This is a genomic window from Pseudomonas sp. LAMO17WK12:I5 (assembly GCF_900215165.1).
GTDB lineage: Bacteria > Pseudomonadota > Gammaproteobacteria > Pseudomonadales > Pseudomonadaceae > Aquipseudomonas > Aquipseudomonas putida_A.
On record NZ_OBDS01000018.1, the window covers coordinates 1 to 22537 of the forward strand.

Annotated in this window: 18 protein-coding genes and 1 rRNA gene; 13 read left to right on the forward strand and 6 right to left on the reverse strand. The window is 61.0% G+C overall.

Features of this window, described 5'->3' with window-relative positions; translation table 11 throughout:
- Positions 1-118 precede the first annotated feature (118 nt).
- The 7 genes from rrf (at position 119) to CRO59_RS27025 (ending at position 12084) form a co-directional block, all read left to right on the forward strand.
- A 5S ribosomal RNA gene (gene rrf, locus CRO59_RS26995) occupies positions 119-234 on the forward strand.
- A 154-nt stretch (positions 235-388) separates the two neighbouring features.
- Positions 389-3841 (forward strand): exodeoxyribonuclease V subunit gamma, encoded by a 3453-nt coding sequence (gene recC, locus CRO59_RS27000; protein ID WP_097090435.1) that lies wholly within the window; start codon positions 389-391, stop codon positions 3839-3841.
- Positions 3838-7527 carry an exodeoxyribonuclease V subunit beta gene (gene recB / locus CRO59_RS27005; RefSeq protein ID WP_097090436.1) on the forward strand — a complete coding sequence of 1230 codons (3690 nt, stop codon included), beginning with the start codon at positions 3838-3840 and terminating at the stop codon, positions 7525-7527. Before recC ends, recB begins: the two co-directional genes overlap by 4 nt.
- Positions 7524-9623 (forward strand): exodeoxyribonuclease V subunit alpha, encoded by a 2100-nt coding sequence (recD, locus tag CRO59_RS27010; RefSeq protein ID WP_097090437.1) that lies wholly within the window; start codon positions 7524-7526, stop codon positions 9621-9623. Before recB ends, recD begins: the two co-directional genes overlap by 4 nt.
- A gap of 120 nt (positions 9624-9743) precedes the next feature.
- Positions 9744-10319: a YfiR family protein gene (locus tag CRO59_RS27015; RefSeq protein WP_027614152.1), complete on the forward strand. Its 576-nt coding sequence runs from the start codon at positions 9744-9746 to the stop codon at positions 10317-10319.
- Positions 10316-11584: a diguanylate cyclase domain-containing protein gene (locus CRO59_RS27020; RefSeq protein ID WP_097090438.1), complete on the forward strand. Its 1269-nt coding sequence runs from the start codon at positions 10316-10318 to the stop codon at positions 11582-11584. The genes CRO59_RS27015 and CRO59_RS27020 overlap by 4 nt, the downstream gene beginning before the upstream one ends.
- A 44-nt stretch (positions 11585-11628) precedes the next feature.
- Positions 11629-12084 carry an OmpA family protein gene (locus CRO59_RS27025; protein ID WP_171061906.1) on the forward strand — a complete coding sequence of 152 codons (456 nt, stop codon included), beginning with the start codon at positions 11629-11631 and terminating at the stop codon, positions 12082-12084.
- Here CRO59_RS27025 and CRO59_RS27030 read toward each other — a convergent pair.
- Positions 12081-13028: a LysR family transcriptional regulator gene (locus CRO59_RS27030; RefSeq protein WP_007962101.1), complete on the reverse strand. Its 948-nt coding sequence runs from the start codon at positions 13026-13028 to the stop codon at positions 12081-12083. The genes CRO59_RS27025 and CRO59_RS27030 overlap by 4 nt on opposite strands.
- A 150-nt stretch (positions 13029-13178) precedes the next feature.
- On the opposite strand from CRO59_RS27030, the gene CRO59_RS27035 reads away from it, so the two are divergent.
- Both CRO59_RS27035 and mmsB read left to right on the forward strand, forming a co-directional pair.
- A complete protein-coding gene (locus CRO59_RS27035) occupies positions 13179-14705 on the forward strand; it encodes a CoA-acylating methylmalonate-semialdehyde dehydrogenase (protein WP_097090439.1) in 1527 nt (508 codons plus the stop codon).
- A 9-nt stretch (positions 14706-14714) separates the two neighbouring features.
- A complete protein-coding gene (mmsB, locus tag CRO59_RS27040; RefSeq protein ID WP_007962098.1) occupies positions 14715-15602 on the forward strand; it encodes a 3-hydroxyisobutyrate dehydrogenase in 888 nt (295 codons plus the stop codon).
- 246 nt (positions 15603-15848) lie between these two features.
- Here the strand turns inward: mmsB and CRO59_RS27045 are convergent, their stop codons facing one another.
- From CRO59_RS27045 to CRO59_RS27060, 4 genes are all read right to left on the reverse strand, one after another.
- Positions 15849-16199: a cupin domain-containing protein gene (locus CRO59_RS27045; protein WP_003221437.1), complete on the reverse strand. Its 351-nt coding sequence runs from the start codon at positions 16197-16199 to the stop codon at positions 15849-15851.
- Positions 16200-16312: 113 nt separating this feature from the next.
- Positions 16313-16684, reverse strand: a complete 372-nt coding sequence (locus CRO59_RS27050; protein WP_097090440.1) for a MerR family transcriptional regulator — start codon at positions 16682-16684, stop codon at positions 16313-16315.
- A gap of 47 nt (positions 16685-16731) precedes the next feature.
- Positions 16732-17307, reverse strand: coding sequence for an NAD(P)H-dependent oxidoreductase (locus CRO59_RS27055; RefSeq protein ID WP_096795292.1), 576 nt, complete (start codon positions 17305-17307; stop codon positions 16732-16734).
- Positions 17308-17351: 44 nt separating this feature from the next.
- Positions 17352-18233: a LysR substrate-binding domain-containing protein gene (locus tag CRO59_RS27060; protein ID WP_097090441.1), complete on the reverse strand. Its 882-nt coding sequence runs from the start codon at positions 18231-18233 to the stop codon at positions 17352-17354.
- A 214-nt stretch (positions 18234-18447) separates the two neighbouring features.
- On the opposite strand from CRO59_RS27060, the gene CRO59_RS27065 reads away from it, so the two are divergent.
- Complete coding sequence (locus CRO59_RS27065; RefSeq protein ID WP_097090442.1) at positions 18448-19212, forward strand: sulfite exporter TauE/SafE family protein; 765 nt, start codon at positions 18448-18450, stop codon at positions 19210-19212.
- Here the strand turns inward: CRO59_RS27065 and CRO59_RS27070 are convergent.
- Complete coding sequence (locus tag CRO59_RS27070; protein WP_027614144.1) at positions 19202-19516, reverse strand: putative quinol monooxygenase; 315 nt, start codon at positions 19514-19516, stop codon at positions 19202-19204. The genes CRO59_RS27065 and CRO59_RS27070 overlap by 11 nt on opposite strands.
- A 182-nt stretch (positions 19517-19698) precedes the next feature.
- Here CRO59_RS27070 and CRO59_RS27075 point away from each other — a divergent pair, with 182 nt between their 5' ends.
- The 3 genes from CRO59_RS27075 (at position 19699) to CRO59_RS27085 (ending at position 22405) form a co-directional block, all read left to right on the forward strand.
- Entirely contained in the window at positions 19699-20289 is a 591-nt protein-coding gene (locus CRO59_RS27075; RefSeq protein WP_095139858.1) for an NAD(P)H-dependent oxidoreductase, read from the forward strand.
- 207 nt (positions 20290-20496) lie between these two features.
- On the forward strand, positions 20497-21408 hold the full coding sequence (locus tag CRO59_RS27080) for a LysR family transcriptional regulator (protein WP_027614142.1): 912 nt from the start codon (positions 20497-20499) through the stop codon (positions 21406-21408).
- Positions 21409-21511: 103 nt separating this feature from the next.
- Positions 21512-22405 carry an NAD-dependent epimerase/dehydratase family protein gene (locus CRO59_RS27085; protein WP_097090443.1) on the forward strand — a complete coding sequence of 298 codons (894 nt, stop codon included), beginning with the start codon at positions 21512-21514 and terminating at the stop codon, positions 22403-22405.
- Positions 22406-22537: the final 132 nt, after the last annotated feature.

Sequence of the window (22537 nt, forward strand, 5' to 3'; positions counted from 1 at the left end):
CAGATTGCGGTGTGTGAAGACGCAATGAACCGAAAGTTCGCGATGCTCACAAACACCTGTATCACATACCCGATTTGCTGAAGCGAGGCCAGTTGGTCACGAGTCAGTACCCGAATTTCTTGACGACCATAGAGCGTTGGAACCACCTGATCCCATCCCGAACTCAGAAGTGAAACGATGCATCGCCGATGGTAGTGTGGGGTTTCCCCATGTGAGAGTAGGTCATCGTCAAGATTAAATTCCGAAACCCCAATTGCGAAAGCAGTTGGGGTTTTGTTTTGCCCGCAGGAAAGTTCCTACAGCATGCGGTAGGCCCTTCCGGCTGTCACAGCCTGCCGACAGTGCTAAGGTTCTGCCTTGGCTTTTGTACTTTTCCAAGGAAGCTTTTATGCCGGACGCCTCGTCCCTCAACGCTGCATTCATGGTGGTCCAGAGCAATAGCCTGGACGAGCTGCGCAGCCTGGTGGTCAGCATCATGCGGCGCTACCCATTGGCTCCCTTGGAGAATGAAATCGCTCTGGTCCAAAGCAACGGTATCGCCCAATGGCTCAAGCTGGCATTGGCAGAAGATCCTGAAGAGGACGATCTCGGTGGTTGCGGAATAGCCGCTGCCATCGATGTGCAGCTTCCAGGCAGTTTCATGTGGCAGCTCTACCGTATGGTGTTGGGCCGAGACGAAATCCCCGCCACATCCTTGCTCGACAAAGCTCCCCTGACCTGGCGGCTGATGCGCCTGTTGCCGCAAGTGATTGATCGCCCCCATTTCGAACCGCTACAACGCTTCCTCACCCATGACACCGACTTGCGCAAGCGCTACCAGTTGTCCGAGCGCCTGGCAGACCTGTTTGACCAATATCAGGTGTATCGGGCCGACTGGCTCGAAGATTGGGCCGAGGGCCGGCATCAGTTACGTAATGTTCGAGGCGAGATAAAGCCACTGCCTCCAGTAAGTTGCTGGCAGGCTGAATTGTGGCGTGCTCTTTTGGAAGATGTCGGTGAGCAAGGCATGGCCCAGAGCCGCGCCGGTGTTCATCAACGATTTATCGAGTGCATAAATTCCCTCGAACATGCACCAGCAGGACTACCCTCGCGGGTGATCGTGTTCGGTATATCCTCGTTGCCCGCCCAGGTGCTTGAAGCGTTGGCCGGACTCGCACGTTTCAGTCAGGTGCTGTTGTGTGTACACAACCCTTGCCGACACCACTGGGCCGATATCGTCGCCGACAAGGATCTGCTGCGTCATCAATACAAGCGTCAGAGCCGCAAGAACGGCATGCCGGTCGTACTCGATCCTGAAACGTTGCACCAACATGCTCATCCGCTGCTCGCCGCCTGGGGCAAGCAAGGCCGCGACTATATCAACCTGCTCGACAGTTACGATGACCCCAACAGCTATCGCGCGGCGTTTCGTGACGGGCGCATTGATCTGTTCAGCGAAAATCAGCCACATAACATGCTCAACCAACTTCAGGACGACATCCTCGAGTTGCGGCCACTCAATGAAACGCGTGAGCGCTGGCCTGCCGTTGACTTGACGCAGGATGGGTCGATCCGCTTCCACATAGCCCACAGTGCCCAGCGCGAAGTGGAAATCCTTCACGACCAGTTACTCGCACGCTTCAGCGCCAATCCGGATCTGCGCCCACGAGATGTAATTGTGATGGTGCCGGACATCGACAGCTATGCGCCGCATATTCGGGCGGTGTTCGGGCAACTGGATCGACATGATCCACGCTTCATTCCATTTACCTTGGCCGACCAGGGCCAGCGGGGCCGCGATCCGTTGCTGATTGCTGTCGAGCACCTGCTGAAGCTGCCCGATAGTCGTTTCCCGGTGAGCGAGATCCTCGATTTGCTCGACGTCCCTGCGTTGCGCGCCCGTTTTGGCGTGCAAGAGCGTGATTTGCCTACTTTGCATCGCTGGATCGAAGGAGCAGGCGTGCGCTGGGGAATGAACGCCGGGCAACGTGCGGGCCTGGGCTTGCCGGATGAGCTTGAACAGAACAGCTGGCATTTCGGTCTGCGGCGAATGTTGCTGGGGTACGCCGTCGGCAGCTCCAGCGCCTGTGCCGGTATCGAACCCTACGATGAAATCGGTGGTCTGGATGCTGCGTTGATCGGTCCGTTGGTTGCCCTGCTCGATGCATTGGAGCTGGCCCATCACGAACTCACTCAAGTCGCTCAGCCCAAGGTGTGGGGCCAGCGCCTGCAAATCCTGATGCAGCTGTTTTTCAAGGCCAGTAACGAGCACGACGATTATCTGCTCACGCAACTTGAGGAGTTGCGCGAAACCTGGCTGCAGACCTGTGAATCCGTTGGGTTGGTCGATGAATTGCCGCTGACGGTGGTTCGCGAAGCCTGGCTCGCGGGGCTGGATCAGGGGCGTCTGTCCCAGCGTTTTCTCGCCGGCGCAGTAAACTTTTGCACGCTGATGCCCATGCGGGCGATCCCGTTCAAGCTTGTCTGTTTGCTGGGGATGAACGATGGCGATTATCCCCGGGCGCAACCCCCGCTGGATTTCGACCTCATGGGCAGTGACTACCGGCCAGGGGACCGTTCCCGGCGTGAAGACGATCGCTATCTGTTGCTCGAGGCGCTCCTGTCTGCGCGCGATCAGCTGTACATCAGTTGGGTCGGACGCAGCATTCGCGACAACAGTGAACGGCCTGCTTCAGTGCTGATCGGGCAGTTGCGCGATCACCTCGCCAGTGGCTGGCGGTCGCTCGATGAGCATCAGGATCTGTTGACCTCCATGACCGAGGAGCATCCCCTGCAACCGTTCAGTTCGCGCTATTTCCATGACGGCGATCAACTATTCAGTTATGCCCGTGAATGGCAGGTTTTGCACCAGGTGCATGCGCCACAACATGAGACGGAGCTACTCGCGCCCCATGTTCAGGAGGAGCCGCTGAGTCTGGCTCTGCTGCAGGATTTCTTGCGTAACCCGGTCCGGCACTTTTTCACGCAGCGCCTCAAAGTGTACTTCGAGGCCGCCGAGGCGCCCCTGGCTGACGAAGAACCGTTCGTGCTGGACGCATTGCAACGCTACACACTGAGCGATAGCCTGCTCGAAGCCGCGCTCCGGCAGCCGGACAATATCAAACGGGCACTCGAAGATCAGGCGCGGCGTTTGCAAAACAGCGGATTGCTGCCCATGGCCGGCTTCGGCGAATGCCTGCAACGAGAGTTGATCGAGCCGTTACCTGACTTGCTGCAACGTTACCAACACCTTCTGGCGTTATGGCCGACACCATTGACCAGCGCGCTCCCGGTCAGTCTTGAGTTGCAGGGCGTGCGTGTTGAAGGCTGGCTCGCCGGTTTGCATCAACGCGCTGACGGTGGCGTGTTGTCGGTCACGACCATTCCCAACAGCATCGGCTCGATCAAAAGTCGAAAATGGCATCGGTTGATCAAGCCGTGGGTCAATCACCTGGTGGCCTGCGCCAGCGGACTTATCCTGACCACGGCACTGGTGGCGAGTGACGATACGCTGCTGCTTGAGCCGACGGAGAAGGACCGAGCGGTTCGTTTTCTGGGTGATCTGCTGCTCGCCTGGCAGGCCGGCATGCGCCAGCCGCTGCCGATCGCGGTCAAGACGGCCTTCGCCTGGCTTGCGCAGACTGATCCGCTCAAGGCTGAGGCGGCTGCCAGAAAAGCCTACGAAGGTGACGGCCAGACCAGTGAAGGTGAGCGCCGTGAAAGCCCTGCGCTGTCACGCCAATTTGCTGACTTTGACGCATTGAGTGCCGACGAAACATTCTCCGGTTGGTGCGACGCGTTGTATCGCCCCCTGTTTGAAGCGCCATGGCGCTCGTTGGCCAGCGAAGGGGCACGCGCATGAGTACCAAAACACCGCTGGCTCTGGCCTTCCCACTGCACGGCAGTCAACTCATCGAAGCCAGTGCGGGTACCGGCAAGACCTTTACCATTTCTGCTCTCTATCTGCGGCTGATCCTTGGCCACGGCGGCGAATCGAGCGGCTTCGGCCGTGAATTGCTGCCCCCGCAGATTCTCGTGGTGACCTTCACCGATGCCGCCACCAAGGAGCTGCGTGAAAGAATCCGTACGCGGCTGGCCGAGGCTGCGCGGTTTTTCCGTGAAGAAACCCCGGCGCCGGATGGCTTGATTGCCGAGCTGCGCGAGCAGTTTGACCCGGCACAGTGGCCCGGTTGCGCCAATCGCCTGGACATCGCCGCGCAATGGATGGATGAAGCGGCCGTCTCCACCATCCACAGTTGGTGCCAGCGCATGCTGCGCGAACACGCGTTCGACAGCGGCAGCCTGTTTACCCAGTCCCTGGAAACCGATCACAGCGATCTGCTCGGTGAAGTACTGCGCGATTACTGGCGACTGTTCTGTTACCCGATGCAGGGCGACGCGCTGAACTGGGTTCGCGCTAACTGGGGCGGGCCGGCAGCGTTGTTGCCACGAGTGCGCGGCCTGTTTGGCAGTGAGCGCGACAGTGATGACGGCAAGGCCCCTGCAGAATTGATCAATGAGTGTCTGCAAGAACGGCGTGCCGCGTTGCTCGAGCTGAAGATGCCGTGGCGTCAGTGGGCCGATGAGCTGCTGGTGATCTGTCACGAAGGCGTTGCGAGCAAAGCCGTCGACGGACGCAAGATGCAGGCGCGCTACTTCGAGCCCTGGTTCGAGAAACTCAAGGCGTGGGCCGAAGACGAGGCCATGGAGCAACTGGACATCGGCACCGGTTTCACCCGATTGACCCCTGACGGAATGGCCGAAGCCTGGAAGGGCCAGGCACCGAGTCATCCGGGTCTCGACGCGATGCCGGGGCTCAAGTCGAGCCTCGACGCGCTTCCCACCCCCGATGCCGCCGTATTGCAACATGCGGCGAGATGGGTGGGCGCGCGTTTTGAGGAAGAGAAGCGTCGTCGTGCGGAAATGGGTTTCGACGACATGCTGTTGCGCCTCGATGCGGCGTTGCAATCCGACAGCGGCGAGCGCCTTGCTGCGGTGATCCGCGAGCAGTTTCCGGTTGCTCTGATCGATGAGTTTCAGGACACCGACCCGGTGCAATACCGGATTTTCGAGAGCATCTACCGCATCGAGGACAACAGTCCGGATACCGGCCTGTTCCTGATCGGTGACCCCAAGCAGGCGATCTACGCGTTCCGTGGCGCCGATATCTACACCTACCTGCGTGCGCGTCAGGCCACTGCCGGCCGCCTGCATACGCTGGGCACCAACTTCCGCTCCAGCCATGGCATGGTCAACGCGGTCAATCACGTATTCGAGCGCGCCGAGTCCCGCGAGCAGGGACGCGGCGCGTTTTTGTTTCGGGAAAAAACCGGGGAAAACCCGGTGCCGTTCCAGCCTGTTGAGTCTCAGGGGCGTAAAGAGCGGCTGCAGATTGCCGGGCACGATGTCGCGGCACTGAATGTCTGGCACCTGTCGACGGATCAGCCGCTGTCAGGCGCGGTCTATCGCCAGCAATTGGCGGCGGCCTGTGCCAGCGAAATCACCGCGTTGCTCAATGGCGGGCAAACCGGTGCGGCGGGATTTGTCCGCGACGCAGAAGACTTCAGAGGCTTGCGACCCTCTGACATTGCGATTCTGGTACGCGACGGCAAAGAGGCCCAAGCCGTACGCGCAGAACTCGCGGCCCGTGGCGTGCGCAGCGTTTACCTGTCGGACAAGGACTCGGTGTTCGCCGCCCAGGAAGCGCATGACCTGCTCTCCTGGCTCAAGGCCTGCGCGGAGCCGGATGTCGAGCGCTCTCTGAAGGCTGCGCTGGCTTGCATCACCCTCAATCTGCCGTTGGCTGAACTGGAACGTTTGAATCAGGACGAGTTGGTCTGGGAAGCCCGGGTCATGCAGTTTCGTGGTTATCGCGAACTGTGGCGCAAGCAAGGTGTGTTGCCGATGTTACGGCGCCTGCTGCACGACTTTCACCTGCCGCAAACGCTGATCGCGCGCAGTGATGGCGAGCGGGTACTGACCAACCTTTTGCACTTGTCGGAACTGATGCAGCAGGCTGCCGCTGAGCTTGATGGCGAGCAAGCGCTGATTCGTCATCTGGCCGAGCTTCTGGCGTTGTCCGGTCAGGCCGGCGAAGAGCAGATACTGCGTCTGGAGAGTGACGAGCAATTGGTCAAGGTCGTGACCATTCACAAGTCCAAGGGGCTTGAGTATCCACTGGTGTTCCTGCCGTTCATCTGCTCGGCAAAACCGGTGGATGGCAGTCGCTTGCCACTGCATTACCACGATGCCTCCGGCAAAGCCCAGGTGACACTGAAGCCGACCGCCGAATTGATCGCCCTGGCGGATGACGAGCGTCTGGCCGAGGACCTGCGTCTGCTCTACGTCGCCCTGACTCGCGCGCAACATGCCTGCTGGCTGGGTGTCACGGACCTCAAACGCGGTAATAACAACGGTTCGGTGCTTCATCTTTCGGCGCTTGGCTATCTCCTGGGTGGCGGCGCAAGGCTGGATGAGTCAACCGGTCTGAGCCGCTGGCTGCAGGATTTGCAACAGAAATGCGCGGCCATCAGTTTGGGGGAGTTGCCTCAAGCCACTCAGGAGATCTACCGGCCCGAGCGTAACGAAGCGATCCTTAGCGCTACATTGGTGCCCAAGCGCAAGGCCAGCGAAAACTGGTGGATTGCCTCCTACAGTGCTTTGCGCATCAGTGACGTGTTGAGCGTGGGCAGCGATGAGGCGCCGGACAGTCCACAAGCGCAAAAGCTGTTTGATGATGAGCGTCTCGACCCGGATGCGCCACGCGAGATCGTGGCCGGTGGCGCCGATATTCATCGTTTTCCTCGCGGTCCGAATCCAGGAACCTTTCTTCATGGTCTTCTCGAATGGGCCGGAGACGAAGGTTTTGCCGTTCCTTTTGAAACGCTCAAGGATGCGATTGGCCGACGCTGCAACCTGCGCGGTTGGGAGGGGTGGATCACTACGCTGAGTGACTGGCTGCAACACTTGCTCAAGTCGCCGCTGCCAGCAGGTGGCGGACAGCCTCCGGTGGTTCTCGAGCAACTCAGACAGTATCGCGTCGAGATGGAGTTCTGGTTCGCCAGCCACAAGGTCGATGTTCTCAAACTCGATGAGTGGGTGCGCCAGTACACCCACAACGGCGTGGCACGAGTGGCCGCCGAGCCAGTACAGCTCAACGGCATGTTCAAAGGCTTCATCGACCTGACCTTCGAACACGAGGGGCGCTACTACGTGGCCGACTACAAATCCAACTGGCTGGGTGTCGACGATGCAGCCTATACCGAGCAAGCCATGGAGCGCTCGATCCTCGACAACCGCTACGACTTGCAATACGTGTTGTATCTGCTGGCGTTGCATCGGCAACTGAAGGCGCGGTTGCCTGACTACGATTACGATCGGCATGTCGGTGGTGCGTTGTATGTGTTTCTGCGGGGGACCCGGGCAGACAGTCGCGGCGTGTATTTTGCGCGGCCGCCGCGCGAACTGATCGAGCGCCTGGATCGCCTTTTCCAGGGTAAGCCGGAACCCAAGGCCGAACCCGCATGGGAACAGGGAGTCCTGCTATGAGCCGTACCTTCGCCGATCTGTCATCGGCTATCGACAACCCGTCGAGCCTGGCGCCACTGACCAGTGCCTCGGATCTGCTGATCTTGCTGGAACGCTGGGTCGAGCGAGGCTGGCTTCGTTCGCTGGACAAGGCCTTTATCGGTTTTCTGTACGAACTCGCACCCCAGTCCGATCCACTCGTGTTGCTCGCTGCCGCACTGACCAGCCATCAACTGGGTCACGGACATGTCTGCCTCGACCTGTTCGAAACCCTCAAGGCCCCGGATTTCGCCCTGTCTTTACCTCCTGAAGGCGATGAGCAAAGTGATGTCTTGCTCCTGCCGTCGCAGTTGCTTGAAACGCTGAATGGCGCCCATTGGTGCAAGGTGCTGGCGAGCAGCGCTCTGGTTGCACTGGCTGCGGACAATAGCGAAGCGGCGCATCAGCGACCGTTGGTGCTGTCCGGCAAGCGTCTGTACCTGCGGCGCTACTGGGCCTATGAGCGGCGTATCGATGCGGCGTTACGCACACGTCTGGCCCAAGGCGAAACGCCGCCGGATGACTTGCCCCAACGTCTCGATGAATTGTTCGGCCCCGCCGGGCCCGGAGCAGTGATCGACTGGCAGAAACTCGCCTGCGCGCTTGCCACTCGGGGAGCCTTCAGCATCATCACGGGCGGCCCGGGAACTGGCAAAACCACCACGGTGGTGCGTCTGCTCGCGCTGCTTCAGGCGCCGGCGGTGGAAGCCGGTCAGCCGTTGCGCATTCGTCTGGCGGCGCCCACCGGCAAGGCTGCTGCGCGGTTGACCGAGTCCATCAGCCAGCAAGTGCAGTCGCTGAAAGTCACCGAAGACGTGCGCGAGAAGATCCCCTGCGACGTGACCACTGTCCATCGTTTGTTGGGCAGCCGGCCCGGCACCCGACACTTCCGCCACCATGCCGGCAACCGCTTGCCGCTGGACGTGCTGGTGGTCGATGAAGCTTCCATGATCGACCTGGAAATGATGGCTAACCTGCTCGATGCGTTGCCGGCGCATGCGCGTCTGGTGTTGCTCGGTGACAAGGATCAACTCGCCTCCGTAGAGGCCGGGGCGGTGCTCGGCGATCTGTGCCGCGATGCCGAGGCAGGCTGGTACAACCCGCAGACCCGGCGGTGGCTGGAGTCGGTCAGTGGAGAGTCCTTGCAGGACAGTGGCTTGCACGAGGACCGCGACGGCTCGCATCCGCTGGCGCAGCAACTGGTGATGCTGCGCCATTCCCGACGCTTCGGTGAAGGCAGCGGCATCGGTCAGCTGGCGCGGCGGGTCAATCAGCAGTTGCCGGAGGAGGCGCGCCAGTTGCTGGCGGCCGGTCACTATGATGACGTGTTTTCCCTGCCGCTCAAGGGCGAACACGATCACACGTTCGAGCGGCTGCTGCTCGACGGTCATGGGGAAGGTCCAAAGGGTTATCGCCACTATCTGAATATCCTGCGCCAACAACGCCCGCCAGCGGAAAGACCGCTGGAGCATCCGGACTGGATCAACTGGGCGCGGGAAGTGCTGCAGGCGTTCGACACCTTCCAGTTGTTGTGTGCTGTGCGCAAGGGGCCTTGGGGCGTTGAAGGGTTGAATCTGCGGATCACCGAAACGCTGCTCAAGGCACGCCTGATCGAGCATGACCAGCAATGGTATGAAGGCCGGCCGGTGCTGATGACCCGCAACGATTACGGTCTGGGTCTGATGAACGGCGATATTGGCATTGCCCTCAAGTTGCCCGAGCGCGAAGGCCCGGACGCCGGCAAACCGGTGCTGCGCGTGGCCTTTCCGCGTAACGACGGGCAGGGCGGTGTGCGTTTCGTGCTGCCGAGCCGGCTCAACGATGTGGAAACGGTGTACGCGATGACGGTGCACAAATCCCAGGGCTCCGAGTTCGCCCACACCGCGCTGGTCCTGCCGGACGCCTTGAATCCGGTGTTGACCAAGGAATTGATCTATACCGGTATTACCCGGGCCAAACACTGGTTCACTTTGATCGAGCCCCGGGCCGGCGTGTTTGAAGAGGCGGTGCAGCGCAAGGTCAAGCGCCTGAGCGGATTGATGCTGGAACTGGAAGAAGGTGGCGAGGTTCGGGAATGAAATAACCTGATGTTCGGCGCCGATTATTGACCATCTGGTCAGCAGCTGCTGTCTCGCTGGTGTTACTGCGCTGTGCTATCGTTGCGGCATCATTTCGGTACGATCCAAGAGAATCCCTGCATGAAGGTGGCTGTCTGGGCGACAGAGCGCGTGGTTCGCTGCAAGCACGCATTGCTTGTCGGTCTGCTCTGTTTGCTGACCGGCGCCGCCATGGCGCAGGCACAGACGCCGGTGGGCATGGCCGAGCAGCGTGCCCAGTCGGTGACGCAGGTTGTGCTGGGCATCCTCAGTTACGCGCGCTGGCCGGTGGAACCCGCACAATTGCGCCTGTGCATCGTCGGCCCCACCGAATACACCGATGACCTGGTCAAAGGCACCACGCAAGCCACTGGTCGTCCGGTCGCTGTGCGCCGACTGCTGGCCGACAACCCGGCGATCGTCAGCGAATGCGATGCGGTGTACATCGGCAAACTCACCGCAGATGAACGCAGTCGGCTGTTCACCTCATTGATCGGCCATCCGGTGCTGAGCATCAGCGAAGGTGGCGATCAGTGCACGGTCGGCAGCCTGTTCTGCCTGCGGGTCGGCGATCAGCAGGTTTCCTTCGAGGTCAATCTCGACTCCGTCGCCCGCAGCGGCGTACGCATCCACCCAAGCGTACTGCAGTTGTCGCGCCGCAAACCGGCGGCACCATGAAGCTGTTTCGTTCCAGGAGCCGCCCGACACTGGGCTCGGTCATCGGCCGCGGCCATTTGATTGTCGCGCTGGTGGCCGTGACGATGGCCAGCGTGTCGCTGACCCTGCTGGGCGTTCTCGCGCTGCGGGTGTACGCCGATCACAACCTGCATCTGATTGCACGTTCGATCAGCTACACCGTGGAAGCGGCGGTGGTGTTCAACGATAAGGACGCCGCCACCGAAGCGCTGGCCTTGATCGCGTCCACCGAAGAGGTGGCGGATGCCCAGGTGTTCGACACACAGGGGCAGTTGCTGGCGCGTTGGCAGCGGCCCGAAAACGGTCTGTTTTCCCAACTGGAAATGCAGGCTGCCCGGACCATTCTGGAAAAGCCGATCAGCCTGCCGATCGTGCATCAGGATCGTGAAATCGGACGCATCCTGCTGGTCGGTCACGGCGGTAGCCTGATGCGCTTCTTGCTCAGCGGTCTGGCGGGGATCATTCTCTGCACCGCAATCAGTGCCTGGGTCGCGCTGTATCTGGCGCGCCGACAGCTGCGCAGCATTACCGGCCCGCTTCGCAGCCTCGCGGCGGTGGCTCATGCCGCCCGCAGCGAGCGTGCGCTGGATCGCCGGGTACCACCGGCGCAGATCGCCGAGCTCGACAACCTCGGCAACGACTTCAATGCCCTGCTCGACGAACTCGAATCCTGGCAGACCCATCTGCAAAGCGAGAACGAAACCCTCGCCCATCAGGCCAGCCACGACAGCCTCACCGGTTTGCCCAACCGGGCGTTTTTCGAGGGGCGATTGATTCGCGCCTTGCGCAACGCCGGCAAGCTCAATGAGCGGGTGGCGGTGCTGTTTCTCGACAGCGACCGCTTCAAAGGCATCAATGACAACTTCGGTCACGCCGCTGGCGACGCGGTGCTGGTGGCGGTCGCCAATCGGATCCGCGCGCAACTGCGTGAAGAGGATCTGGTGGCGCGGCTCGGCGGCGACGAGTTCGCCGTACTGCTCGCGCCGCTGCACAAGATCGAGGACGCCGAGCGCATTGCCGACAAGATTCTCGCCAGCATGGACATGCCCATCGCGCTGCCGGGCGACACCAGTGTGGTGACGTCGCTCAGTATCGGCATTGCGGTTTTCCCCGATCATGGCGCCACGCCAGGTGCCTTGCTCAACGCCGCCGACGCCGCGATGTATCAGGCCAAGCGCCTGTCGCGTGGCGCTCAATTTACTGCCGGGTCGGAGAGCCCGGTCGTCAATCTGCAAACCAGGAGCTGATTCCCGTGTTCACATTTCCCGCTCGACTGTTTTCCGCCTTGCTGATGATCGCCGTACTGGCGCTGACCGGGTGCCAGACCGCACCGCAGAAAGGCCTGACCCCGGCGCAGATCGCCGTCCTAAAACAACAAGGCTTCGAAGCGACCGACGAGGGCTGGGAGTTTGGCCTGTCCGGCAAAGTGCTGTTTGGCAGCGATATCGAAAGCCTGAACAACCAGAGCACCGAAATCGTCGAACGCATCGGCAAGGCACTGCTCGGCGTCGGTATCGAGCGGGTGCGGGTCGACGGTCATACCGATGCCTCGGGCAAGGAAACCTACAACCAGCAACTGTCGCTGCGTCGGGCCAAAAGCGTGGCCAAAGTGCTGACCACCGTCGGTATGAAGGAAGAGAACATTCAGCTGCGCGGACTGGGCAGCAGCGAGCCGGTGGCGTCCAATGACACTGCCGCCGGACGCACCGAAAATCGCCGGGTGTCGATTGTGGTCAGCGCCGATTAATCGGCAAACCGCATCTCGCGGGTCTGCCCCATCAGCAGACCCTGATTGCGCTCGGTCACCTCACGGATGTAATCCCACAATAGGGTGATCCGCTTCAATTTCCTGAGATCCTCCCGGCAGTACATCCAGAACTGCCGGGTGATGTCGATTTCTTCGGGCAGCACCGGCAGCAGGCGCGGATCCTGCGCCGCGAGGAAGCACGGCAGAATCGCCAGTGAACGCCCTTGCTGCGCCGCGACGAACTGCGCGATCACGCTGGTGCTGCGCAGGTTTGCGCTGGCGCCGGGCAGAACGTTCGCCAGGTACAGCAGCTCCGAACTGAACGCCAGGTCATCCACGTAACTGATGAATTGATGCTTGCCCAAATCGGCCGGGCGGCGGATCGGTGGGTGTTGATCGAGGTAGTCCTGGGTCGCGTACAGCTGCAAGCGGTAGTCGCAGAGTTTGCAGCACACGTACGGGCCGTGCTCCGGGCGTTCCAAAGCGATGACGATATCGGCCTCGCGCTTGGACAGGCTGATGAAGTGCGGCAGCGGCAGGATGTCCACCGAGATCGCCGGGTAGGCGTCGACGAAGTGGCTCAACTGCGGGGTGATGAAAAAGCTGCCGAAACCTTCGGTGCAGCCCATACGCACATGCCCCGACAGCGCCACACCAGAGCCCGAGACCTGCTCGCAAGCCATGTGCAACGTGCTTTCGATCGACTCGGCATAGCCCAGCAAACGCTGGCCTTCAGTGGTCAGGACAAAACCGCTGGTGCGCGATTTTTCGAACAGCAACGTACCCAATGCCGCTTCCAGCGAACTGATGCGCCGCGACACGGTGGTGTAGTCGACGGCGAGCCGTTTGGCCGCGGTGCTGGCCTTGCGGGTACGGGCGACTTCGAGGAAAAACTTCAGGTCGTCCCAGTTCAGCGACCCCAGGGAGGTGATGTTTTTTTGCATGATGGACGGGCTTATATGTGCGTTCTTATTAGAAGTTTGCACATCTATACTCCAAAAACAGTCCGACAACCAATTCGTGACACACGCCTCATCTCAAGGCGAACCCTTTCGCCTTGGCTCCTACGATAAAAACAAGTTTCGGAGACCAGCATGAACGCATCGCTTACGCCCAACGAAACCACGGTCCAGAAGGTCAAGTTGCTGATCGACGGCGAGTGGGTCGAATCGCAGACCACCGAGTGGCACGACATCGTCAACCCGGCGACCCAGCAAGTGCTGGCCAAGGTTCCGTTCGCCACTGCCGCTGAAGTCGATGCTGCCATCAGTGCCGCCCACCGCGCCTTCCAGACCTGGAAACTGACCCCGATCGGCGCGCGGATGCGCATCATGCTCAAGCTGCAGGCACTGATCCGCGAGCACTCCAAACGCATCGCCGTGGTGCTGAGCGCCGAGCAGGGCAAGACCATTGCCGACGCCGAGGGCGATATTTTCCGTGGCCTGGAAGTGGTCGAACACGCCTGTTCCATCGGCACCCTGCAAATGGGCGAGTTCGCCGAAAACGTGGCCGGCGGCGTCGATACCTACACCCTGCGCCAGCCAATCGGCGTGTGCGCCGGCATCACCCCGTTCAACTTCCCGGCGATGATTCCGCTGTGGATGTTCCCGATGGCGATCGCCTGCGGCAACACCTTTGTGCTCAAGCCTTCGGAGCAGGATCCGCTGTCGACCATGCTGTTGGTGGAGCTGGCGATCAAGGCGGGCGTTCCGGCGGGCGTGCTCAACGTCGTGCACGGTGGCAAGGACGTCGTCGACGGTCTGTGCACCCACAAGGACATCAAAGCGGTGTCGTTCGTTGGTTCGACCGCCGTCGGTACGCACGTTTACGACCTGGCTGGCAAGCACGGCAAACGCGTGCAATCGATGATGGGTGCGAAGAACCATGCCGTGGTGCTGCCGGACGCCAATCGCGAGCAAGCGCTGAATGCCTTGGTCGGCGCCGGTTTCGGTGCGGCAGGGCAACGCTGCATGGCCACCTCGGTGGTGGTGCTGGTCGGTGCGGCGAAACAGTGGCTGCCGGATCTGAAAGCGCTGGCGCAGAAACTCAAGGTCAACGCCGGCAGCGAGGCGGGCACCGATGTCGGCCCGGTGATCTCGAAGAAAGCCAAGGCGCGGATTCTCGATCTGATCGAAAGCGGCATCAAGGAAGGCGCCAAGCTTGAACTCGATGGTCGCGACATCAAGGTGCCGGGTTACGAGCAGGGCAACTTCGTCGGCCCGACCCTGTTCTCGGGCGTGACCACCGACATGCAGATCTATACCCAGGAAATCTTCGGCCCGGTGCTGGTGGTGCTGGAAGTCGACACCCTCGATCAGGCCATCGCACTGGTCAACGCCAACCCGTTCGGCAACGGAACGGGCCTGTTCACCCAGAGCGGTGCAGCGGCGCGCAAATTCCAGAGTGAAATCGACGTCGGCCAGGTCGGTATCAACATCCCGATTCCAGTGCCGGTGCCGTTCTTCAGCTTCACCGGTTCCCGTGGTTCGAAACTCGGCGACCTCGGCCCGTACGGCAAGCAAGTGGTGCAGTTCTACACCCAGACCAAAACGGTTACGGCGCGCTGGTTCGATGACGACAGCGTCAACGACGGCGTGAACACCACCATCAACCTGCGCTGAGGACTGGCCATGAAAATCGCATTTATCGGTCTGGGCAACATGGGCGCGCCGATGGCGCGCAACCTGATCAAGGCCGGCCATTCACTGAATCTGGTCGACCTGAACAAGACGGTGCTGGCGGAGCTTGAGCAACTGGGCGGCACTATCCGCGCCTCGGCCCGTGAGGCCGCCGAAGACGCCGAACTGGTGATCACCATGCTCCCGGCGGCGGTGCATGTGCGCAGCGTCTGGCTGGGTGAGGACGGCGTGCTGGCAGGTATTGGCAAAGGCGTGCCGGCGGTGGATTGCAGCACCATAGATCCGCAGACCGCCCGCGATGTGGCCGCCGCTGCCGCCAAACAAGGCGTGGCCATGGCTGATGCACCGGTCTCCGGCGGCACTGGCGGCGCGACCGCCGGCACGCTGACCTTCATGGTCGGCGCCACTCCGGAACTGTTCGCCACCCTGCAACCGGTGCTGGCGCAGATGGGCCGCAACATCGTGCATTGCGGTGAAGTCGGCACCGGGCAAATCGCCAAGATCTGTAACAACCTGCTGCTGGCAATCTCGATGGTCGGTGTCAGCGAAGCCATGGCGCTGGGTGATGCACTGGGGATCGACACTTCGGTGCTGGCCGGGATCATCAACAGCTCGACCGGGCGTTGCTGGAGTTCGGAAATGTACAACCCGTGGCCGGGCATCGTCGAAACGGCGCCGGCCTCGCGCGGTTATACCGGTGGGTTTGGTGCCGAACTGATGCTCAAGGATCTGGGGCTGGCCACCGAAGCGGCGCGTCAGGCGCATCAACCGGTGGTGCTCGGCGCGGTGGCGCAGCAGTTGTATCAGGCGATGAGCCAGCGCGGGGAGGGCGGCAAGGACTTCTCGGCGATTATCAACAGCTATCGCAAGCCACAGTAACTTGGACATCAATACTTTTTGTGGCAACGGAGACTTTGTGGTGAGGGGATTTATCCCCGATCGACTGTGTAGCAGTCGCAACCACTGAGCCTGCGTTTCAACTGACACAATGCGGGGGGCGCTTTGCGCCCATCGGGGATAAATCCCCTCGCCACAAATCTCACAGGCGCCACAACCATGGCGTCAGCCAGAATGCAGTAGGTGTTGCCGGGAAATCACGTCGGGTGGTTTCCCGGCTTTTTTGCATCAGGCGAAGACGAAATATTTGCGTACGGTCTCCACCACTTCCCAAGTGCCTTTCATCCCCGGTTCAACCACGAAGATGTCGCCGGCTCGCAGGTGGATTGGCGCCATGCCGTCCGGGGTGATGATGCAGTAGCCTTCCTGAAAATGGCAGTACTCCCACTTCACATAATCGACCCGCCACTTGCCCGGGGTGCAGATCCAGGTGCCCATGATCTTGCTGCCGTCTTCGCTGGTGTAAGCGTTGAGGTTGACGGTGTGCGGGTCACCTTCGAGTTTTTCCCATTTGCAGGCGTCGAGTACCGGCAGCGGGTGGGTGTCGCGCAGAACGGTGATGGGGGCGGTCGCGGTCATGGGAACTCCAGGCAGTGGGCGGATGGCAAAGAAACCAACTCGCACCCTATAGCGCCCGGTTGCCGCTCAGTTGTCTGTGCTCGACATCGAGCTGCTCAGAAACGCGCAAACCGTCAAAGGTTTTCCAGCGGGCATTCGACCCGCGCCCGTTCAAGGTCGATTTCGAAACCTTCCAGTTGCGCGTATTGCCGCGTCAGCTCAGCGATGCTGCTGTTGATCTCGCGTTTTTTTGCCTCGATAGCCTGTTGGGCCAGATCCCATGGCATGGCCTCGCCATGATGCGCGGCAAAAATCGTCTGCAATTCCCGGAGCCTGAAGCCCATCTCTTTTGCGCATTTGATGAAGATCAGCAGTTCGATGCTTTGTTGGTCGTAGAGGCGATATTTACCTTGGCGCCGGGGCGCGGGCAGCAGACCGATCGACTCGTAGTGGCGAATGCTTTTGATGGTGGTGCCGGCACGTTGCGCGGCTTGGCCGATGTACATAAAAGTCCTTTTTCAATGTGAAACCGTGCGGCGCATTATCGGCAGACTTAGCGGCGGGCGATAGCGTGCGCCTGTTGCAGCCAGCGCTGGCGCTGCCGGTCGCTGGACTCAAGCAGCGGACCGAAGGTCAGCGTGCGCAGGGGGTTGATACCACAGAACTGCAGGGTGGTCTTGCGCACCTGATGCAGTCCCGGCATCCGGTAGATCCAGCGGTAATACCAGAGTGGCGTGTCCATCGTCACCAGCAAATGCGCGGTGCGCCCCTTGAGCAACTGATCGGGAAAGGGTTTGCCTTTTCGGTATTTGAAGGCGAATCCCGGCAGCAACACCCGATCAAAAAAACCTTTGAGCAGCGCTGGAATGCCGCCCCACCAGATCGGGTAGACCAGCGTCAGATGTTCGGCCCAAAGGATGTCGGATTGCGCGCGGCTCAAGTCTTCTTCCAGCGCTTGAACCTGTTGATACCCCTGGCGCAACACCGGGTCAAAAGCCATCTCCCCCAGGCGTAGCTGACGCACCTGGTGTCCGGCATCGAGCGCCGATTGTGCATAGCGCTCGGCGAGTGCGGCGCAGAAACTCGTCGCGCCGGGATGGCCGAGAATCAGCAGAATGCGTTTGCCCATGGTCATGCTCCTTGCCGTTGAACGCCAAGGATGAAGTCTGCCCCTCAGGGGAGAGTCAAGGCTTGCAGCAAGGCTTTGGCATAACCGGGCAGCGCGCTGAAGTCCCGGGCGCAGAGCATCAGGGTGCGGCGGGCCCATGGCTCGTTGAGGGTGATGCTGTTGAATGAGCGCGGCGTCGCGCGTTCAATGGCCGCCAGCGGCACGATGGCGAGGCCGGCGCCTCGGGCGACCATGCGCAGCACCCCTTCGAAACCGTCGGCGCGGATCCGCACCTGCATGCGCGAGCCGCTGTGCAGCGCCTGTTCTTCGAGGTAGATCGCCAGCGCGCTGTCGGTGCTCAGACCGACGAAATCGTAGTGCAAAGCGGCGCTGAAACTGACCTCGGCGGCGTCGGCCAGTGGATGTCCGTGCGGCGCGATCAGTCGCAACGGGTCGTCGCGAAACGGCTGGGTCTGCAGATCGGTGGTGTCCACCGCATCGGAGACGATGCCAATATCGGCTGCGCCCTGGCGCAAGGCGTGGATGATGCGGGCACTGGGCAGTTCCTGCAGATCGATGTCGAGGTTGGGATGCTCGCGCAAAAAGTCCGCGAGCACTTCCGGCAGGTATTCGGTGATCGCCGTGGTGTTGCACAACAGTCGCACCTGTCCTTTGACGCCCTGCGCGTAGTCGGCCAGATCCTGCTGCATGCGTTCGGCCTGTTGCAGGAGGATGCGCGCGTGGTGGGCCAGTGCCTTGCCAGCGGGCGTCGGGCTCACGCCACGGCGGCCGCGCTGCAGGAACTCGGTGCCCAGCGAGGCTTCCATCGCGCGAATGCGCGCACTGGCGGCGGCGAGCGAAAGATGACTGCGGGCGGCACCGGCAGTGATGTTGCCGGCGTCGAGGATGTGCAAGTAGAGGCGCAGGTCGGTGAGGTCGAAGTGCATGGGGCAGCCTGTGGTTTTTGTGGTGTCTGGTCGGGCCTCTTCGCGAGCAAGCCCGCTCCCACAGTGGATCAGTGGTGAATCCAAAACTGTGGGAGCGGGCTTGCTCGCGAAGGGGCCATCAGCCGCAAAGCAATTAACAGCCTCTTGCATTGACGGAGGCAGCCTCAGTATATGGCAGATTTTCAGCGCACCCGCCAAAGCGCACAGTAGCGCCATGAACGCACTCGCAGATTTCTACCAGAACCTTGGCCTGGCCCTGTCCCTGCTGGTCGTCGCCACCTTCATCATGGCCGGGCTGGTCAAAGGCGTGATCGGCCTCGGTCTGCCCACCGTTGCCATGGGCCTGCTTGGTCTGGCTATGGCGCCGTCGCAGGCAGCTGCGTTGCTGATCATTCCGGCGACGCTGACTAATGTCTGGCAACTGGCGTTCGGCGGGCATATGAAAGGGCTGCTCAAACGCTTGTGGCCGCTGCTGCTGATGAACTTCCTCGGCACCGCCGTCGGCACGTTGTCGATTGGCATGGCGGGCGGGCATTGGGTGGTGCGTGGGCTGGGCGCGGCGTTGCTGCTGTATGCGTTGAGCGGGTTGCTGCTGCCGACGCTGCAGGTCAATCCTCGGCATGAACCGTGGCTGGGTCCGCTGTGCGGGCTGATCACCGGGGTTATCACTTCGGCCACCGGTGTGTTCGTGATTCCGGCGGTGCCGTACCTGCAGGCGTTGGGTTTGCAGCGCGATGAACTGGTGCAGGCGCTGGGCCTGTCGTTCACCGTTTCGACCCTGGCGCTGGCCGGCGGCCTGTTCTGGTGCGGCGCACTGGGCAGTGGCGAATTAAGTGCGTCGCTGCTGGTGCTGATCCCGGCGATGCTGGGTATGTGGTTCGGCCAATGGTTGCGTCAGCGCATCAGCGCTGTGCTGTTCAAGCGGGTGTTCTTTATCGGACTGGGCGCACTCGGCGCCCATTTGCTGATCAGCGGCTAGCCGACGAGGCGCTGAGCATGTCGATCCGACGGATATCGAAATCGCGCTCCAGGTACGTCATGCGGTTGTCGAAAAACTCGCGCATGTGCGGCAGGTTCGAATGCACGTCGAGGTGCGCCTGGCTTTCCCAGATCTCGTAAAAGATGAACAGCGTCGGGTCTTCCTTGTCGCGCAGCATGTGGTACTCGATGCAGCCTGGCTCGGCGCGGCTCGGCTCGACATAGGCGCGAAACAGCGCTTCGAAGGCCTCGGCTTTTTCCGGGCGGGTCTTGGCATGCAGGATGAAACCGTGGCGTTCACTCATCAAAACAACTCCTCAAATGCAGATGGCCGGGAATGCTATTGCAACAATCGGCATTCGATTCGTGCTTTTTGATCAAATGTATTTTGCGCCGACGCGGCTTATTCCACGCGAGAGGGATGGTTAACCTGCCGCCATTCGTTTTCCCATCTTTCTCCAGCTCAATGGCTGCGCGAGGCGTTCCGATGAAAAAAGTGTTGTTGCTCAATGGTGGCAAGAAATTCGCTCACTCCGACGGTCGTTACAACGCCACCCTCCACGAAACCGCGCTGAGCGTGCTGGACCGCGGTGGTCTGGATGTCAAAACCACGTTCATCGACGAGGGTTACGACGTCGCCGAAGAAGTGGCCAAATTCCTCTGGGCCGATGTAATCATTTATCAGATGCCGGGCTGGTGGATGGGCGCGCCGTGGACGGTGAAAAAGTACATCGACGAAGTCTTCACCGAAGGCCACGGCAGCCTCTATGCCAGCGATGGTCGGACCCGTTCCGACGCGTCGCAGAAGTACGGCAGCGGCGGCCTGATTCAGGGCAAGCAATACATGCTGTCGCTGACCTGGAACGCACCGCAGCAGGCGTTTGATGACCCGAGCGATTTCTTTGAAGCCAAGGGTGTGGATGCGGTGTATTTCCCGTTCCACAAGGCCAACGAGTTCTTGGGCATGAGCGGGTTGCCGACGTTCCTCTGTGTGGACGTGATGAAGCGCCCGAACATCGAGAATGATGTGGCGCGGTATGAGCAGCATCTGAAACAGGTGTTTGGTCTCAAGGCTTGAGGTGATTTCATGTGGTTACGGTTGTAACTGTGGTGAGGGTTGTAAATGTGGTGAGGGGATTCATCCCCGATGGGTCGCGCAGCGGCCCCCCGATCTTGATCTCGAAAAGCGGGGCCTGCTGCGCAGTCCATCGGGGATAAATCCCCTCGCCACAGGGGTGTTCTCTCTCCACAATGGATTTGTGCAGTTGATCAATAAGGGACACCCGTGAAAGCCAGATCCGATGAGTTGCAGATTTTCGTCTGCGTGATCGAATGCGGTTCGATTTCCGCCGCTGCCGAGCAGGTCGGCCAGACCCCCTCGGCGGTCAGCCGCACACTGTCGCGGCTGGAAGCCAAGCTCGACACCACGCTGATCAACCGCACCACGCGGCGCATGGACCTGACCGAGGAGGGCAAGTATTTCTTCGAGCAGGCCAAGCTGATTCTCGATCAGATGGATGCGCTCGAAGAGCGTCTGTCCTCACGCCAGCAAACCCCGTCCGGGCGCCTGCGGATCAACGCCGCGTCGCCCTTCATGCTGCACGCCATCGTGCCGTACATCGACGAATTCCGTGGCCTGTACCCGGACATCCAGCTCGAACTCAACAGCAATGACCTGATCATTGACCTGCTGGAACAAAGCACCGACGTCGCCATCCGCATCGGCACCCTTGCTGACTCGACGTTGCATGCGCGCTCACTGGGTTGCAGCCCGTTGCTGATCGTCGCCAGCCCGGCCTATCTGGAAAAGCACGGCGCGCCGCAGCAGGTCGCCGACTTGAGCGAACACACCCTGCTTGGCTTCACCCACAACGAAGGCCTCAATCAGTGGCCGCTGCGTTACGTGCACGGTGACCGCTGGCCGATCACCCCGGCGATCAGCGCTTCCAGCGGCGAGACCGTGCGCCATCTGGCGCTGGAAGGGCAGGGCATTGCCTGCCTCTCGCACTTCATGACCATCGACGACATTCGCGCCGGGCGCCTCAAGGTGCTGCTGGCGGAATTCAACAGCGGCTATCGCCAGCCGATCAACGCGGTGTACTACCGGAACTCGCAACTGGCGCTGCGCATTCAGTGCTTCCTCGACTTCATCCAGAGCAAACTCGCGGCGTACGCCAGCGCCGATTTCAAGGGTTGATTCGTGATCCCTGCGCAACAGTGATTTGGGCGAGGGCGGGTTTTTCCATCGGGGTGACCGGTCGATACTCGCTGCATCACTTATTCACGCAGGGAGTTTCTCCATGAACGTATTCATCACCGGCGCTGCCGGGTTTATCGGCGGCTCGATCGCTGCCGGTCTGGTTCAGGCCGGGCACCGTGTCACGGGCCTGGTGCGCAGCGCCGAACAGGCCGATGAGCTGAAAGCTTTGGGCATCACCCCGGTGATCGGCACCCTCGAAGACAGCACATTGCTGGCTGAACAGGCCCGCGCCGCCGATGCGGTGATCAACGCCGCCAGCAGTGACCATCGCGGCGCGGTCGAAGCGTTGCTCGGTGCCCTGCGCGGTTCGAACAAAGTGTTCCTGCACACCAGCGGTTCGAGCATCGTCGGCGATGCTTCGGGCGGCAAGTCCAGCGACGTCATCTACTACGAAGACAACCTGCCGGAACCCACCGTCGACAAGGCTGCCCGTGTGGCCATCGACAACCTGATCCTCGCCGCCGCACAGGACGGCGTGAACTCGGCGGTGATCTGCAACACCCTGATCTACGGCCACAGCCTGGGCGTCAATCGCGACAGCGTGCAGTTGCCGCGTCTGCTCAAACAAGCGCGCAAAAGCGGCGTAGTGCGCCATGTCGGCACTGGCCAGAACATCTGGTCCAACGTGCACATCGAAGACGTCGTCGCCCTGTATCTGCTGGCGCTGAGCAAAAACGTACCGGGCACTTTCTACTTCGTCGAAAGCGGCGAAGCGTCGTTCATTGACATGACCACTGCCATGGCCGAAGCGCTGAATCTCGGCGAGCCACAAGGCTGGCCGCTGCAAGACGCCGAAGCCGAGTGGGGTTACGAAATGGCCAACTACGGCCTTGGCTCGAACAGCCGCGTACGCGGCAAACACGCTCGTGAACTGCTGGGCTGGGCGCCAAAGCGTACGTCGGTGGTGGAGTGGATTCGTAACGAGATGGTGTGAGTTCACGCTGCACCGCGTGAAGCCATTCGCGAGCAAGCCCGCTCCCACAGGTTAACCGCATTCTGGCTGACGGAATGCGATCAACCGGTGGGAGCGGGCTTGCTCGCGAAAGCGGTGGAACAAAAACAGAAA